Source organism: Bradyrhizobium sp. 31Argb (assembly GCF_043638955.1).
Classification (GTDB): Bacteria; Pseudomonadota; Alphaproteobacteria; order Rhizobiales; family Xanthobacteraceae; genus Bradyrhizobium.
Genome location: NZ_JBEGDB010000038.1, coordinates 1 through 15,595 on the forward strand (window position 1 = coordinate 1; position 15,595 = coordinate 15,595).

Annotated in this window: 14 protein-coding genes; 12 read left to right on the forward strand and 2 right to left on the reverse strand. The window is 60.7% G+C overall.

The window, feature by feature from the left end:
• Nucleotides 1-308 precede the first annotated feature (308 nt).
• Both AAFX91_RS10305 and AAFX91_RS10310 read left to right on the forward strand, forming a co-directional pair.
• Nucleotides 309-1,652: an arylsulfatase gene (locus AAFX91_RS10305; protein WP_394566380.1), complete on the forward strand. Its 1,344-nt coding sequence runs from the start codon at nucleotides 309-311 to the stop codon at nucleotides 1,650-1,652.
• A gap of 9 nt (nucleotides 1,653-1,661) precedes the next feature.
• The gene (locus AAFX91_RS10310) at nucleotides 1,662-2,720 is read left to right on the forward strand and encodes an HAD family hydrolase (RefSeq protein WP_394566381.1); all 1,059 of its coding nucleotides are present in this window, start codon (nucleotides 1,662-1,664) and stop codon (nucleotides 2,718-2,720) included.
• Nucleotides 2,721-2,815: 95 nt separating this feature from the next.
• On the opposite strand, the gene AAFX91_RS10315 is transcribed toward AAFX91_RS10310, so the two are convergent.
• Together AAFX91_RS10315 and AAFX91_RS10320 are read right to left on the reverse strand one after the other, a co-directional pair.
• Entirely contained in the window at nucleotides 2,816-2,992 is a 177-nt protein-coding gene (locus tag AAFX91_RS10315) for a hypothetical protein (protein ID WP_394566382.1), read from the reverse strand.
• A 94-nt stretch (nucleotides 2,993-3,086) separates the two neighbouring features.
• Nucleotides 3,087-3,299 carry a hypothetical protein gene (locus AAFX91_RS10320; protein ID WP_394566383.1) on the reverse strand — a complete coding sequence of 71 codons (213 nt, stop codon included), beginning with the start codon at nucleotides 3,297-3,299 and terminating at the stop codon, nucleotides 3,087-3,089.
• A 126-nt stretch (nucleotides 3,300-3,425) separates the two neighbouring features.
• On the opposite strand from AAFX91_RS10320, the gene AAFX91_RS10325 reads away from it, so the two are divergent.
• The 10 genes from AAFX91_RS10325 (at nucleotide 3,426) to AAFX91_RS10370 (ending at nucleotide 15,527) form a co-directional block, all read left to right on the forward strand.
• On the forward strand, nucleotides 3,426-5,249 hold the full coding sequence (locus AAFX91_RS10325; RefSeq protein WP_394566384.1) for a cytochrome c3 family protein: 1,824 nt from the start codon (nucleotides 3,426-3,428) through the stop codon (nucleotides 5,247-5,249).
• A gap of 548 nt (nucleotides 5,250-5,797) precedes the next feature.
• Nucleotides 5,798-6,874 carry an efflux RND transporter periplasmic adaptor subunit gene (locus tag AAFX91_RS10330; protein WP_245476328.1) on the forward strand — a complete coding sequence of 359 codons (1,077 nt, stop codon included), beginning with the start codon at nucleotides 5,798-5,800 and terminating at the stop codon, nucleotides 6,872-6,874.
• Nucleotides 6,871-9,954, forward strand: a complete 3,084-nt coding sequence (locus AAFX91_RS10335; RefSeq protein WP_394566385.1) for an efflux RND transporter permease subunit — start codon at nucleotides 6,871-6,873, stop codon at nucleotides 9,952-9,954. Before AAFX91_RS10330 ends, AAFX91_RS10335 begins: the two co-directional genes overlap by 4 nt.
• Nucleotides 9,955-9,986: 32 nt before the next feature.
• Nucleotides 9,987-10,505: a Na+/H+ antiporter subunit E gene (locus AAFX91_RS10340; protein ID WP_394566386.1), complete on the forward strand. Its 519-nt coding sequence runs from the start codon at nucleotides 9,987-9,989 to the stop codon at nucleotides 10,503-10,505.
• Entirely contained in the window at nucleotides 10,498-10,758 is a 261-nt protein-coding gene (locus AAFX91_RS10345; protein WP_130579784.1) for a monovalent cation/H+ antiporter complex subunit F, read from the forward strand. Before AAFX91_RS10340 ends, AAFX91_RS10345 begins: the two co-directional genes overlap by 8 nt.
• 4 nt (nucleotides 10,759-10,762) lie before the next feature.
• The gene (locus AAFX91_RS10350) at nucleotides 10,763-11,005 is read left to right on the forward strand and encodes a hydrogenase subunit MbhD domain-containing protein (RefSeq protein ID WP_130579783.1); all 243 of its coding nucleotides are present in this window, start codon (nucleotides 10,763-10,765) and stop codon (nucleotides 11,003-11,005) included.
• Nucleotides 11,002-11,340, forward strand: coding sequence for a monovalent cation/H(+) antiporter subunit G (mnhG, locus tag AAFX91_RS10355; protein WP_394566387.1), 339 nt, complete (start codon nucleotides 11,002-11,004; stop codon nucleotides 11,338-11,340). Before AAFX91_RS10350 ends, mnhG begins: the two co-directional genes overlap by 4 nt.
• Nucleotides 11,337-12,038, forward strand: coding sequence for a hydrogen gas-evolving membrane-bound hydrogenase subunit E (gene mbhE, locus AAFX91_RS10360; protein WP_394566388.1), 702 nt, complete (start codon nucleotides 11,337-11,339; stop codon nucleotides 12,036-12,038). The genes mnhG and mbhE overlap by 4 nt, the downstream gene beginning before the upstream one ends.
• A 25-nt stretch (nucleotides 12,039-12,063) precedes the next feature.
• Nucleotides 12,064-12,423 carry a sodium:proton antiporter gene (locus AAFX91_RS10365; protein WP_130579780.1) on the forward strand — a complete coding sequence of 120 codons (360 nt, stop codon included), beginning with the start codon at nucleotides 12,064-12,066 and terminating at the stop codon, nucleotides 12,421-12,423.
• Nucleotides 12,417-15,527 (forward strand): proton-conducting transporter membrane subunit, encoded by a 3,111-nt coding sequence (locus tag AAFX91_RS10370; RefSeq protein ID WP_394566389.1) that lies wholly within the window; start codon nucleotides 12,417-12,419, stop codon nucleotides 15,525-15,527. Before AAFX91_RS10365 ends, AAFX91_RS10370 begins: the two co-directional genes overlap by 7 nt.
• The last annotated feature ends 68 nt before the right edge of the window (nucleotides 15,528-15,595 follow it).

Genomic DNA, 15,595 nt, shown 5'->3' on the forward strand with positions numbered 1-15,595 from the left:
TCCTGCCACCCGAAAACTTGCCGATCCTCGAATGGCTCGGTATCAAAACGTCAAAATCACTGTGATGAACCACTAGCCGCGTGAAGCGAGCATGACCTGAATATGCGGACGCCCCACAGGGCGTCCGCCCACCACAGGCGAAGCGATGAACGCGCTTCCCATGCAACCCCTCCGAGAGAACGTCAACCGATCCATGCGTTCGGGCAGCAACAGCCAAGGAGTTGCTCATGACCATGAAGAATACCACGAGTCCAATAGAGCCCGCAGATCAGCCGAGCCGGATCCGGGCTGAGCTTGGAGGGTCGATCATGAGCAATCTGAAGAGCCTGCTACTCGGGCTGCTCGCGGCGCTCGTAGCCACTGCGCCAATCGTTACGCCGGCATCAGCGCAACAAGCGCAGAAGCCCAATATTCTCGTCATCATGGGAGACGATATCGGATACTGGAATATCAGCTCCTACAACCGAGGTCAGATGGGCTATCGCACGCCCAACATCGATCGCATCGCCAACGAGGGTGCGATCTTCACGGACTACTATGGCCAGCAATCCTGCACTGCAGGCCGCGCCGCCTTCATCACTGGACAGTCGCCGCTGCGCACGGGCTTGTTGAAAGTTGGCCTGCCGGCCGCGAAGGAGGGATTGTCGGATAAGGACCCCCGCTTCGGCCCGTGGGGCCAGCAGAAATGCGAGGACACTGGTCCTCTCACCAGGCAGCGCATGGAGACCATCGACGAGGAGTTTCTACGGGCGACGACGGAGTTCATCGACGGCGCGGTGCGAGATCGCAAACCGTTCTTCGTGTGGTTCAATTCGACCCGCATGCACATCTGGACGCACCTCAAGCCCGCATCGCAGGGAAAGACGCGGCTCGGCATCTATCCGGACGGCATGGTCGAGCATGACGGGCAGGTCGGCGAGCTCTTGAGAAAACTCGACGATCTCGGCGTCGCCAACAACACCATTGTGATCTACACCACCGATAACGGTGCCGAGACGTTCTCCTGGCCCGACGGCGGCACGACGCCTTTCCGCGGCGAGAAGAACACCAATTGGGAAGGCGGCTACCGCGTGCCTGCGCTGGTGCGCGGGGCCGGCCAGGTGCCGCCGCGCAGCGAGATCAATGATGTCTTCTCAGCCGAGGACTGGGCGGCCACGCTGGTTGCCGCCGCCGGCGAGCCCGACATCAAGGAGAAGCTGCTGCAGGGCTATGATGCCGCCGGCAAGACTTTCCGCGTGCATCTCGACGGCTACGATCAGCGTGATCTGCTCGCCGGCAAGGGTGCGTGCAAGCGGCGCGAGTTCTTCTATTGGACCGAAGACGGCAACTTGGCCGGCCTGCGCTATCTGCAGTGGAAGGCCGCGTTCCTTGAGCAGCGGGCGGAGGGATTGAACGTCTGGGCCGAACCGCTGATACAGTTGCGCCTGCCCAGAATATTCAACCTTCGCTCCGATCCGTTCGAGCGGGCCCAGCACGAGTCCGGCGACTACGTGCGCTGGTTCATCGATCACGCCTTCCTGCTTGTGCCAGCGCAAGCTATCGTGGCGCAGCACGTCGCGAGCTTCCGCGAATTCCCGCCGCGCCAACGGCCCGGCAACTTCTCGGTCGAACAAGCGATGGAGAAGCTACGGCTCCCGGCCTCGACGAACTAGGAGGCGATCATGCGGCCTTTCCTGCACTATCGCACGACCCGTCGCACTCTGATTTCGATCTTGACGCTGTTGCCTGCCTTGTCCAGTCCGCTTCTGACGGTCCCGGTATTGGCACAAACAACGTCTCAGAATCCGTTGCCTTCATGGAACGATGGGGCCGCGAAACAGGCGATCCTCGACTTCGTGCGCGTCACAACCGACACTGCGAGCCCCAACCACGTGCCAGCAGAGGATCGGATTGCCGTCTTTGATCAGGACGGCTCGCTCTGGGTCGAGCATCCGATGTACACGCAAGTGGTCTACTGTCTGGAGCGTGTCCCGGCAGTGGTCGAAAAAAAGCCGGAGCTCAAGGACGTCGCGCCATTCAAGACCGTGCTTTCGGGCGACCGGGAGGCGATCGCCAGGCTTTCCTTGCGGGACCTCGAGGAAATCCTCGCCGCAACGGCGACCGGCATGTCGGTCGAGGAGTTCAACGCCGAAGCCAAGAAGTGGATTGGAACCGCGCGGCATCCGCGCTGGAAGCGCCCCTATACCGAGCTCGTTTATCAGCCAATGCTCGAAGTCCTGCGATTCCTGCGCGACAACGGCTTCAAGACCTTTATCGTGACCGGTGGAGGGCAAGACTTCGTGCGTGTATACGCCCAACAGGTCTATGGCATCCCGCCTGAGCAGGTGGTCGGTACCGCGGGCGGAACGAAATATGGCTACGGCAAGGACGGCAAACCGTTCCTGACCAAGGAACCGAAGCTCATCCTGAACGACGACAACGCGGGCAAGCCAGAAGGGATTCACCTCATGATCGGGCGCCGGCCGTATGCGGCGTTCGGCAACTCGACGGGCGATCGCGAGATGCTGGAGAGGACCGGTGCAGGTACCGGTGCACGGCTGAAGATGCTGGTGCTGCATGACGATGCCGCCCGCGAATACGCCTACGGCCCGGCGCAAGGTCTGCCGGACACCAAGGTCGGCCCTTTCACTCCCGCGCTTTATGACGAGGCCAAGAAGGACGGCTGGACAGTGATCAGCATGAAAAACGATTGGAAGCGAGTGTTTCCGTTCGAGCACTAGCGCCGATTCTGAAGGGAGCGCGGCAGGCGATGAACCGGCTCAGCCGGCAACGCCGCGACAAACATTTTGCCGAATCTGCATAGCGTGGGACAGCATCAGAGGATTTGCTGGAATTCGCCCTTAGCCTGCAGCGGATAGCAATTCGTGGCGCGCAGCGACAACAGAGCAGATAAGAACCAGAGGCCACCGACGCGCGCCGCCACGTTGATGGCGATGGCAGTCCTCGTATCGGGTGGCGCTGCACTCCTGTTTGCCATCAACAGCGGTGTCATCCTGCCTGCAACTTTTCGTTCAAGCGAGGTGGCTCCTGCTGCCGTCTTTGTCGGCAGTGAAGCCTGCGCCGGGTGCCACCAGGCCGAAACCGCGTTATGGAAGGAGTCCCAGCACAAGCATGCCATGCAGCACGCCTCCGTCGCTTCCGTGCTTGGGAATTTCGATGATGCCAGTTTCGACTATTTCGGCGTCCATTCGCGGTTCTTCAAAAAGGAGAACAAATTCTTCGTTGAGACCGATGGTCCTGACGGCAAGCTCGCGACGTTTGAGATCAAATACACCTTCGGCATTGATCCGCTCCAGCAATATCTGGTCGAATTCCCGGATGGCCGCCTGCAGGCGCTCTCAATCGCCTGGGATAGCCGGCCGAAGGACAAGGGCGGTCAACGCTGGTTTCATCTCTACCCCAATGAGGAGATCAAGCACGACGACATGCTGCACTGGACCAAGCTCAATCAGAACTGGAATTTCATGTGTGCGGAGTGCCATTCAACCGGCGTCCGGAAGCACTACGACGCGGCCGAAGATCGCTTCCGCACGACGTGGACGGAGATCAGCGTCGGCTGCGAGGCATGCCACGGCAAAGGCTCGCGGCACGTCGATTGGGCCCACAGCCAGCGCAGTTGGTTTGGGAAAGACGATGACCCGCGCAAAGGGTTAGCCGTCTTGCTGAACGAGCGAGATGGCATTACTTGGCACCCCGATCCGAAGACCGGCAACCCGCAACGCAGCATCGCCCCTGCGGTGACACGCAAGGAGGTCGAGACCTGCGGATTGTGCCACGCCCGACGCGGTGAATTTTCCGAAGATTGGGTACCAGGACAACCATTGTCCGACACGCATGCCGTTTCCCTCCTTGCTGCTGGCCTGTATCACGCGGACGGGCAGATGCTCGACGAGGTGTACAATTACGGCCCGTTCAAGCAGAGCAAGATGTTCGCAGCCGGCGTGACCTGCAGCGATTGCCATGAACCCCATGCAGCCAAGCTCCGCGTTCCAGGCGATGGCGTTTGCCTGCAATGCCATGCCGCCGACAAATATGAAGTTGCCTCACATCATCGCCACGAAGGCGTTACGCCGGCCGTGGCTTGCGCGTCATGCCACATGCCCGTCAGCACCTACATGGTGGTCGACAAGCGGCACGACCACAGCCTTCGAATTCCGAGGCCAGATCTCTCCGTGAAGCTCGGCACCCCCAATGCCTGCAACAACTGTCATGGCGACAAATCCGCACAATGGGCGGCCGACGCCATCGAGCGCTGGCACGGGCCGGTCCGAAAAGGTTTTCAGAACTACGCCGAGGCCTTCCAGGCTTCCTGGAGCAGTCGCGCCGACGCTGCCACGCTGCTGGCTGTGGTGGCGGCCAGTCCCACCGCGCCGGTAATCGCGCGTGCGAGCGCGCTTAGCGAACTTCATTCGCGGGTCTCGCCCGCGAATATCGAGCTCGCGCGCAAGGGGTTGGCCGATCCCGATCCGATGGTGCGGGTCGCAGCGCTTGACATGCTCGACGGCCTTCCGGGCGACCGGATCTGGCCGCTGGTCTCGCCGCTTCTTGCCGATCCGAGCCGCGGCGTTCGTATCAGAGCGGTGTCGATCTTGGCCGCCGTCCCGACCGCAGCCCAGCCGCCGGCGGACCGTGCAGCCTTCGAGCGGGCCACTGCCGAGTTCATTGCGGCGCAGCGTCTCAACGCGGACCGCCCCGAAGCCCGATCGACCCTCGGAAACTTCTATGCGCGGCGCGGACTGGCAGCCGATGCAGAGAGCGAATACAAGGCAGCCCTGCGGCTCAGTCCGCAATATGCGCCTACAGCGATCAATCTGGCGGACCTTTATCGGCAGCTTGGCCGCGACGGCGACGGAGAAAGTGTTCTGAGAACAGCGATCACGTCATCACGCCAGGACGCCGGCTTGCACCACGCCCTCGGGCTCAACCTGACGCGGGAGAAACGGCCGAACGACGCGCTTGGCGAATTCCGCACAGCGAGCGAGCTCGAACCTGACCGGTCGCGCTACGCCTATGTCTACGCCGTGGCGCTACATTCGTCAGGCCGCATCGGTGACGCGATTGAGGTCTTGAAGGCGAACCTGGCCCGCCATCCGGACGATCGCGACTCGCTGTCTGCCCTCGTCTCGTTCAGCCGCGACTCCGGCAACATTGGTGCCGCCCTCGAATACGCCGAGCGTCTCTCTCGCCTTCTCCCGAATGACCGTGAATTAGCCCGCCTCACCGACGATCTTCGCGCACGTTTGAAGTGACTTGACAGTCTTTCCTGCCGATTTCGCATAGCGCTGCGGATTGCTTCTTTCAAAATCCTGCGCGCGTCTCGCCGGGCGCCAAAAGCCGCTCAGGTTGCGACGAGATTCTTCGTCGATCGACGCTGCCTTAACACGTCAGCATGACTTACCTAGCGCCACATCTCGCAAGTGGATCGCCTTGGGCTTGCTGACTCTCAAAGGTGATGCGCCCCGAGCACCGGTGCGTGTCTGCTTGTGATGCCTGCGGGACTCGCAATTCCATCCGCTTGAGGATTATTTCGCTCGGCCATATGATGGCAGCAGTGACCGGCCGCTGTCTAACCACGAAGCCGTCCTCGCCAACATCGAAACAAGTCTAGAGGCTACGCACGAACGATTGTTTGCGTTCTTGCGCATTCGCTCGATCTCGCAGACTCCGAACGAGAATTACAAACTGGAGCGACGATAACAACGATCGGAATGGCTGGAAGAACCAGGTGGGCCAACGAACAAGGAAGTGAGCCATGTCCACGTCTGGGTGTGCCGCCCGTTTGAACAGAATGCGTCGCATGCGGCAGACCGGACTGATGGTTTTGGTCGCTCCAATGCTGCTTGCCGGTTGCGAACGTGAGCCAGAAACAGCGGCTCCAGCAGTCCGTCCGGTTCGAACCATAACTGTTGAAAAGAGCAAAGCTGGAACACTACTCACGTTTACCGGCAGGATTGAAGCCGAGGACGAGGTTTCGCTTTCGTTCCGCATTGGTGGCCGACTTCTCGAGAACAACGGCAAGCTCGGAGATCGGGTGCAGCGCGGTCAGGTTGTTGCGCGCCTTGAATCGCAAAACGAGATGAACGGCCTGCGGCAGGCGCAGGCGGCCCTCGCAGCCGCCCAGGGGCAACTGGTTCAGGCCCGCAATCAATTCGAGCGTCAACAAACCCTCTTCGCGCAAGGCTGGACCACGAACGTCAACTTCGATCAGGCAAAACAAGCCCAGCAAACCGCTCAATCGCAGGTCGATGCGGCCGAGGCTCAACTCAAGATCGCGCATGATCAGGTGAGCTTCACCGAGCTCAAGGCTGACGCTCCCGGTGTTTTGACGGCAATGGGTCCCGCCGCGGGTGAAGTCGTCCAACCCGGACAAAGCATCGTCAGGGTTGCCCGCAAGGATGGCCGTGATGCCGTTTTCGACATCCCCGCCCAAGTCATCCGAACAGCGCCGAGCGATCCTGAAATCAGCGTGAGTCTGACCGACGATCGCGCGGTGACCGCGCAAGGCCGCATCCGCGAAGTCGCCCCGCAAGCCAATCCGGCAACACGAACCTTTGAAGTGAAGGTTGGCCTGACGGATCCCCCGCCGGCCATGCTTCTTGGCGCGACCGTGACCGGGCGCCTGCAAATGGAGGCCGTTCCAATCATTGAAATCCCGGCCACGGCGCTAACGAGAGTAAATCAACAGCCCGCCGTGTGGGTCGTCGATCCCTCCAAGAATACCGTATCATTGCGAAACATCGACGTGCTGCGCTTCAACCAGGCGCTGGTAGCAGTTTCCCAAGGAATCGACACCGGAGAAATCGTGGTCACGGCAGGCGTGCAAGCCCTGCACCCGGGCCAGAAGATTCGCATACTCGGGTCGGGGTCGTCATGAGATTCAATCTTTCCGAATGGGCGCTGAATCACCGCTCGTTCGTCGCTTATCTCATGATCATCGCTGTCGTTGCCGGCGTTCTATCCTATTTCCGTCTTGGGCGCAGCGAGGATCCTACCTTCATCATCAAGACGATGGTTGTTCAGGCCGCGTGGCCTGGAGCAACCTTCGAGGATACTCTCAAGCAAGTAACCGAACGACTTGAGCGCAGGCTGCAGGAAACGCCGCATCTCGACTTCCTGCGCAGCTATACCAAAGCCGGCATCACGACGATCTTCGTCAACTTGAAGGGCAGCACAAACGCGAAAGAGGTGGCCGACACCTGGTATCAGGTTCGCAAGAACGTCGGTGATATCAGGCATACGCTGCCAGCAGGCATCGTTGGGCCCGGCTTCAACGACGATTTCGGCGCTACGTTCGGGATCATCTACGGTTTTACGAGCGACGGGTTCACCCATCGCGAACTTCGCGATTACGTTGAAGACATCCGCTCGAAGCTGCTTCTTGTTCGTGACGTCTCGGAGATCGAACTGCTGGGTGCCCAGGACGAACGGATTTTCGTCGAGTTCTCGATAAAGGAACTCGCCGGCCTCGGCATCGACCGCTCGGCGCTCATCGCCGCCCTCCAGGCTCAAAACGTCGTACGTCCGGCCGGTACCATCCAGACCGGCGACGAGAGTCTGTCGCTGCAGGTTTCAGGTGCGTTTCGGACGGAGCAGGACGTCGCCAGCGTCAACTTCATCGCGGGCGGACGGACGCTCCGCCTGAGTGACATAGCGCAGGTGCGGCGCGGCTATTCCGACCCCCCGCAGCCCATGTTCCGCGTCAACGGCGAACCGGCGATCGGGCTTGCCATCGCCATGAGGGAGGGCGGAGATATTCTCGCCCTCGGCAGGAACATCAATCAGGCGATGGACCAGATCACGGCGGGCCTGCCGATAGGGATCCAGCCAATCCTCGTCGCCGATCAGGCCGTCACGGTCGATGGCGCGATCTCCGAGTTCATGACGTCGTTGTTGCAGGCGATTGCCATCATTCTCGTGATCAGCTTCATCAGTCTGGGCGTCCGCCCAGGGCTGATCATCGCGCTTTCGATTCCTTTGACGCTCGCCATCGTCTTTCCGATCATGCAGATGGCGGGCATTGACATGCAGAGGATATCGCTCGGCGCCCTCATCATCGCGCTGGCACTGCTCGTCGATGACGCGATGACCACCACCGACGCCACCCTCAACCGGCTAGCCGCGGGCGATGACAAGGTCGAAGCGGCGACATTCGCGTTCCGGACCTATGCATTCGCCATGCTCGCGGGAACGCTGGTAACCATCGCCGGATTTGTTCCCGTCGGCTTTGCCGCCAGCTCCGCGGGAGAGTACACGTTCTCGCTGTTTGCCGTCGTCAGCATCGCACTGCTCGTATCCTGGTTCGTGGCCGTCGTCTTCGCGCCACTGCTGGGCGTCGTCATTCTGAAACCGCCCCGGACCTCGCAAACCGCGAACCCCAGCAGAATCCTCTCTTGGTATCGAGGCTTCCTGACCGCCGCCATGCGGGCAAAATGGGTGACTATTCTTCTCACCGTGGCGCTCTTCGTTCTCTCCTATCTCTCCCTTCCGCTCATTCCCCGCCAATTCTTTCCGTCCTCCGATCGTCCGGAGCTTCTGGTCGATATCAGTCTGCCGCAAAATGCGTCGATCTATGCCAGCGAAGCGGCCGCGAAGCGCTTCGACGCGGCCTTGAAGGGCGATGCGGACGTAGCGCGCTGGAGTACCTATGTGGGACGCGGCGCCATTCGCTTCTATCTGCCGCTCAATGTCCAGTTGGCGAACGACTTTTTCACGCAAGTGGTGATCGTTGCGAAGGATGTCGCCGCGCGCGAGCGCCTTCGCGTCAAGCTTGAAAAATTCCTCGCCAATGAATTCCCGAGCGCGATTTCCCGGATCTCTCCGCTCGAACTCGGCCCGCCGGTCGGCTGGCCTGTGCAATATCGTGTAAGCGGCCCCGACATTGACCAGGTGCGGGACATCTCGCTGAAGCTTGCCCAGATCGTCGCGACCAACCCGCAAGCCGAGCAGGTCAATTTCGACTGGATCGGGCCGGCGCGTCAGCTCCGCATCCGTGTCGACCAGGACGAGGCGCGATCGCTGGGTCTGAGCTCGCAAGCCGTGGCGGGCGTCCTGAACACCGTGATTTCAGGCACGCCTGTCACACAGGTTCGCGACGACATCTATCTTGTCGATGTTCTGGTGCGAGCTACCGACGAACAGCGCGTCTCGCTGGCGAACCTGAGCACCTTGCAAGTGCCGCTGCCTAACGGGCGAACAGTTCCGCTCAACCAGTTCGCTACATTCGAATACAAGCAGGAATATCCATTGGTCTGGCGGCGCGATCGCGTACCTACGCTCACGGTGCAGGCCGATGTGGCGCCCGGGGCGCTTCCGGAAACCGTGATCAATGCGCTTGCGCCGGCGGTCGATACGCTCGCAAAAAACCTTCCCCGCGCTTATCGCATCGTCATGGGCGGAACCGTTGAAGAAAGCAAGTATTCGCAAGCTTCCGTCATCGCTGTTGTTCCGGTGATGCTGCTGCTGATGTTCACGGTCCTCATGGCCGAGCTGCAAAGCTTTCGGCGGCTATTCCTGGTCCTCAGCGTCGCGCCTCTCGGCTTGATCGGCGTTGTCGCGGCGCTTCTCGTGTCGCGCAGGCCGCTCGGCTTCGTCGCCATTCTTGGCATTCTGGCTTTGATCGGCATGATTACCAAGAACGCCGTGATCCTGATTGGCCAAATCGAAGCCGAACGCGCACGGGGAGAGAACGTCTGGTCAGCCGCAATCAATGCCAGCAGCTCTCGCTTCCGCCCAATCATGTTGACCGCCGTATCGACCGTTCTCGGCATGATCCCGATCGCTCCAACGGTGTTCTGGGGACCAATGGCCTTCGCGATCATGGGAGGATTGCTGGTCGCGACGATACTTACGCTTATCTTCCTTCCTACCTTGTATGTAGCTTGGTTCAAGGGAACTGAAAAATCAGCCGATCCGCAGAAGCCGGCGGGGATCGGCATTCCGAGGATCAACTCATAACACTGGGTTGCTGACAGTCGGGGTTGCTGACAATGGCGCCAAATCAGCCCGCAGTGAAACGACCGAGCGGTTTCCTTTGGCTATCGGTGCTCCTCACATTTATCTGGTTCGCGGCGAACTCGTCCTTCGCCGTTGGCGCGCTCGCGACCGGCGCGCTGATTTCCGTCGTTCTGGCCTACATGTTCACGCGCAAACCGGGCGCGTGGCGAGACGTCCGCTTATCCCCAGGGCGCCTCTATCACTTCGTTCTCTACACGGGCGTCTTTCTGGTCGAGCTCGTCCGTGCGAACATCAACATGATGCGCTACGTTTATGCCCCACGCATCAATATCGACCCCGGCATCGTCAGGATCAGAACGAGACTCAAGACTCCGGTTGGACGTCTTGCGCTTGCCAACTCCATCGCGCTGACGCCCGGATCACTCGTTATCGACATCGACGGCGACAGCCTCTTCGTCCATTGGCTCGACGTCAAAACAACAGATCCGGACGAAGCGACCCGCGCCATTGCCGGTGCGTTCGAAGAACATCTGAGGAAGACCTTTGGCTGATGCAATCCTCACCGCCGCGGCGGTTCTGATCTTTCTCGGGGTCGCGTTCGGCGTGCTGCGTCTGGTTCTCGGACAGACCACGATAGACCGGGTTGCGGCGATCGATATGCTGACCGTCGTTTCGATTTCCCTCATTGCGCTTTACGCGCACGTGGCCGGCCGCTCCATCTATCTGGATGTCGCCCTGGTTTACGGTGTTCTGAGCTTTCTGGCCGTCCTGGCGATTGCACGCTATCTCGAGCGAGGTCTTTGACAGCATGCTTGATCTCTTCGTCTACCTGTTGTGCGGCAGCATTCTTGTGAGCGGTATTCTAGCCGTGTGCCTGGACAGCACCCTGGCGGCGGCGGTCAGCGGCGGACTGGCGAGCCTGTTCGCAGCGGTTTGCTACGTCCTGCTGGGCGCGCCGGATGTCGCGATGACGGAGGCGTCGATCGGGTCCGGCCTGTCGGTGCTCATTTTCCTCTATGCGATCCGCAGGACAACAGAGAGAGCACCATGATGGCTCTGATCGGAAGCGTCCTGGTCCTGCTCGGCGCAATCTTCCACTTTTCAGCAGGGCTCGGCATGTTGCGGATGCCCGATGTCTATACGCGCATGCAAGCGGGCACGAAAGCCTCCACGCTCGGCAACACCTTGGTGCTCGCGGGCCTGGCTATCTATCACCCGGGCTGGAGCCTCAAGCTTTTGATCATCGTCTACTTCGTGCTGACGACGAATCCCGTCTCCTCGCATGCGCTGGCTCGGGCCGCGCACAGCATCCGGATTCCGATGGCAGGTGATACAGGTATAGATGCGCTGCGTGACGCACGACAGAAAGCGGGAAGCGGCACATGATCCGGCGCCTCTCTATCATCGTCGCCATTGTCGCGTTCGGGCTGGTCTTTGCAAGTCTTGTCATCGGCCATACCGAACAGCAATCACTGCTGCCCCTGGCGGAAAGCTACATCAGGCTCGTGCCGCAGGAGTTGGGCGCGGCGAACGTCATCACCGGCATATTGCTGACCTACCGCGCGTTTGACACTCTCGGAGAGGTCGCCGTTTTATTCATGGTGGCGGCGGGCGTCGGCCTCGTGCTCGGTGGGGAACGCCCGCCGCGCAGCGGGCCCCTCGAGGATCGCTTTGAGGGAGCCCAGCCACCGTCGGAGATCGTGCAGACTGGCACCCAGATCCTCGTTCCGCTCATTTCCATCTTCGCAGCCTATATCATCATGAACGGGCACCTGACTGCAGGCGGCGGTTTTCAGGGCGGCGCCGTCATAGCTTCCGGCGTTCTGCTGATGCTGCTGACCTATCCGCAATACCGGCCCAATCCCGAATTCCTTGGCATCACCGAGTCCGTGGCAGGCGCTTTGTTTGTGTTGACGGGCATCGCGGGACTAATCGCCGCGGGCGGGTTCCTGGACAACCGGATCCTCCCGCTTGGGCAGTTCGGCGCCTTCTTCAGCGCCGGTACCATTCCGATCCTGTCGGCGCTTCTGGGCATCAAGGTGGGCTGCGAGCTGAGCGTCATTCTCGAAAGGTTCCGGCCCTGACGCCTCATACGAAGGAAACCGTCCGATGATCTCGAGCATCGTTCTGACAACGGGCCTTCTCCTGATCCTGATCGGACTTTGGGGCATGCTCACACACCGCAACATCCTGCGGATCGTCATCGGATTTTCCCTGATGGGAACCGGCACCCACATCGTCATCGTTGCAATCGGCTATGTGGCGAATGGCACGGCGCCGATCATCGACCACGCGCTGAGTTTGTCGGAAGCGGCCTCACGCGCAGTCGATCCGATACCATCTGCACTCGCCGTCACCGCCATCGTCATTGGTATGGCCGTGACGGCGGTTATGCTGGCCTATGCGATCCGGCTCTATGAGGCCAAAAGAACGCTGTCAATCGACGCCTTCACGGAGTCGAAATGGTAGAGAGCCTCCTCCACCCGCTCAACATTTTCATTGTGGGCCTGGGTGGCGGCTTCCTGATCCCACTCTTCTATCGTCTCGGCAAATCCTGGGTAGCCGCCGCCTTTGTCCTTGCGCTCGCGGCGATGACGCTGATCTCAGGCTACGCGCTGTTCGTCCTTCTGAACGGCGCCGCCCCCATTGAGATCCTGACCGGAGGCGCGAAGCCGCCTTATGCGATCAATCTGCGCATGGGGCTCGCCGAAAGTATCTTCGCCTTCGGCGTCAATCTCGTCGCGCTTTTCGGCGCCGCCTATGTCGTGCGCGAAGGGTACGGGACACTGCTGCTTTACCTGCTGCTGGTCATGGGCATCCAGGGCATGGTGATGACTCGCGACCTCTTCAATCTGTTCGTATTCCTGGAGATCGTCTCGATCGCAACCTATGCATTGCTCGGCCTGCGGGACGCGCCCGAGGCTTTGTCGGCGACGTTCAAGTTTCTCATGGCAACGGTCCTGGCCTCGACCTTCTTCCTGATCGGCACCTTGCTGCTCTATGCCGCCACTGGCATCCTGAACATCGACGAACTGATCGCAAACCGCAGCTCGATCACAGGCCCGATCGGCTTCGCCGCACTCATCTTCCTGCTGGCGTGCCTGCTGCTGGAGCTGAAGCCCTTCCCCGCGAACGGCTGGGGCCTCGATGTCTATGAGACCGCGCGCAGCGACGTTGCCGCGATGATCTCGGGCGGTGTTTCGGCGGGCGTCTTTTTCGGCCTGCTCAAGTTGCTGCCGCTGTTCGAGGACCAGCTCGAACTCATCGCCGTCCTGGGGGCGATTACGTTCGTCTTCTCAAACCTCATCGGTCTCCAGCAGACGAAAGCGCAGCGCCTTCTCGGCTATTCTTCGATCGGCCAGATGGCGCTGCTGACGATCGCCGCGCCCCTGCTCTACCAACTCAAGGCCGACGACGCGATGTTCTTGGTGGTGGGCGGGCTATTCATCAATCACCTGTTCGCCAAAGTCGGGCTGTTCTGGTTGGCCGGTTACGTGGGCAAGGAACGCCTGCAAGATTGGGCGATCCTGGCCCGACGCCCGGGAGCGATCCCGGTGTTCGGCATACTGATCGTCGCGATCTCCGGATTGCCGCCGTTCCCGGGATTCTGGGCGAAATGGCAGCTCATCATGACCTTGGCAGCCGGCGATCTCTACGTCTGGATCGCCATTGTCCTGGTCGGCTCGCTTCTGGAAGCGGCCTACATGTTCCGCTGGTTCAGCTTGGCTCTTCACTCTCCCGCCGAGATAGACGCAGAGCCGCAGGGCCAGAGTGATCTGTTTCCGATCTTCGGAATGGCTCTTCTTCTTGTCGCGAGCGGGTACCTCGCCGGCGAGCTTGCCGGCCTTGCCGCTCCGTGGGCGTACATGCCGCTTGCTGCAGGACTTGTATTGTACATGCTGGCTCGCCTGCCGAGCGGCATGCAATGTTTGATCGTGCTCGTTCTGGTGTCCGCTGGTGGCACCTGGCTCATTCTCAGCTTGTCCGGCATCAACTTTCTGTTCGCGATGCTCCTTCTCGTTGGCGGCCTTGTCGTGTCGATCGCCTGCCTCGCCCGCACGGATCCCCGTCCCGGCTTCTATCCGCTGCTTGCCGTCATGCTGCTGTCGTTGCCGGCGCTGCCGCGCGCCATGACCAGCCTCGAATTCATTTTCATCTGGGAACTGATCACGCTGTCCTCCTATTTCCTGATCCTGCGAAGGACCGAGGCCGCGTCACATGCACTACAATATCTGCTGTTCTCGCTGGCCGCGGCCTTCTTCCTGCTGTGCGCGTTCGCTGTACTACAGGCGCAGACCGACAGCGTGTCGCTGTCGGCGCTGCGCGTCGCGGGTCCGGATAGCGCGCCGGTCTTTGTGCTGTTGGCCATCGGCCTGCTGATCAAGGCCGGCGCCGTCGGCGTCCACGTCTGGCTACCGGGCGCCTACGCGGAAGCCGATGACGACGTGTCCGCCCTGCTCTCGGCCGTCATCAGCAAGGTGTCAATCTTCGGGCTGCTGGTCGGGACCTATGTCGCGATCCGCTCCGAAGTTAGCTTGAATCTCGCACTTGTCATGGGCTGGATCGGCATGCTGACCACGCTGGCCGGCGCAATGCTTGCGGCGCGCCAGGACGACCTGAAGCGCATGCTGGCCTATTCCAGCATGAGCCAGCTTGGCTACATCGTGGCAGCGATCGCACTGATGAGCCATCTTGGCTGGGTGACGGCACTGTATCTCGTTGCCAACCATCTCCTGGTGAAAGGCATCCTGTTCCTCGTCGCTGCCGCGATCATCCTGCGAACGGGGAAGCGGCTGATTGTCGAACTCGGCGGACTTGCCGGTGTCATGCCCGTCACATTCACAACGGCTGCGATCGCGATTGTCGCGATGTCCGGTCTGCCGCCACTCGCCGGCTTCGGCGGCAAATGGCTGCTGCTGAGCGCAATGATTGAGAAGGGCTGGTACGGGCCGGCGCTGATGACTCTGCTGGCGACCTTTGTCGGCTTTGTGTACATGGCACGCTTCATCCAGGCGATCTTTCTCGGCCCCCGCAAGGCTGCGCATGACGCCCTGACAGAGGCGCCGATCACCCTGCTGATACCGCAGATTCTGCTGGTCGCCGGCATTTTCCTGATGTCGTTCTTCCCGAAGCTGTTGATCGCCCCGATCTCCGAAGCGATCGACCCGCAATTTGCATCGACGCTGGTGTGGCAAGGCATGTCGCTGGAGATGATTTACGGCTACTGGAATCCGGTGCCTGTCATGGCGTTTGCGGTGATCGTGTCTGCAATATTGCTCGGGTTGTTCTGGTTGCTGCTACGAAGCGGCTGGTGGGCTGCCATTGCGCGCGTCGAAATCGGTGGCATGCGATCGAGCCTTTACCAAGGCCTCAAGACTGTCTTCACAATGCTGACGCCTCCATGGGCCCAGGGGCTGTGGGGCGGACTGGCCACCGCCACCACGGCGTCTGCGGAACGGATCCGAATGCTCTACACGGGCAACGGCCTGACCTATAACCTCTACATTCTGTATTACTTTCTTGCTCTGTACATCGCTGGCGGCGGCCTTCGCCACTTGTGGCCGACGGATTAGCTAAGGCGACTCTTTCCGGCTCGCCAGCGCCAATATCGCAAGAATAGGTGGTTGCGAGGCGCGCAGCA

Bases quoted from the DNA above. Each gene is read 5' to 3' on its own strand.
- AAFX91_RS10305 (WP_394566380.1), top strand. From the start codon at position 309: ATGAGCAATCTGAAGAGCCTGCTACTCGGGCTGCTCGCGGCGCTCGTA.
- AAFX91_RS10310 (WP_394566381.1), top strand. From the start codon at position 1,662: ATGCGGCCTTTCCTGCACTATCGCACGACCCGTCGCACTCTGATTTCG.
- AAFX91_RS10315 (WP_394566382.1), bottom strand. From the start codon at position 2,992: ATGACACCGCTGTTGATGGCAAACAGGAGTGCAGCGCCACCCGATACG.
- AAFX91_RS10325 (WP_394566384.1), top strand. From the start codon at position 3,426: ATGCTGCACTGGACCAAGCTCAATCAGAACTGGAATTTCATGTGTGCG.
- AAFX91_RS10330 (WP_245476328.1), top strand. From the start codon at position 5,798: ATGCGGCAGACCGGACTGATGGTTTTGGTCGCTCCAATGCTGCTTGCC.
- AAFX91_RS10335 (WP_394566385.1), top strand. From the start codon at position 6,871: ATGAGATTCAATCTTTCCGAATGGGCGCTGAATCACCGCTCGTTCGTC.
- AAFX91_RS10340 (WP_394566386.1), top strand. From the start codon at position 9,987: ATGGCGCCAAATCAGCCCGCAGTGAAACGACCGAGCGGTTTCCTTTGG.
- AAFX91_RS10350 (WP_130579783.1), top strand. From the start codon at position 10,763: ATGCTTGATCTCTTCGTCTACCTGTTGTGCGGCAGCATTCTTGTGAGC.
- mnhG (WP_394566387.1), top strand. From the start codon at position 11,002: ATGATGGCTCTGATCGGAAGCGTCCTGGTCCTGCTCGGCGCAATCTTC.
- mbhE (WP_394566388.1), top strand. From the start codon at position 11,337: ATGATCCGGCGCCTCTCTATCATCGTCGCCATTGTCGCGTTCGGGCTG.
- AAFX91_RS10365 (WP_130579780.1), top strand. From the start codon at position 12,064: ATGATCTCGAGCATCGTTCTGACAACGGGCCTTCTCCTGATCCTGATC.
- AAFX91_RS10370 (WP_394566389.1), top strand. From the start codon at position 12,417: ATGGTAGAGAGCCTCCTCCACCCGCTCAACATTTTCATTGTGGGCCTG.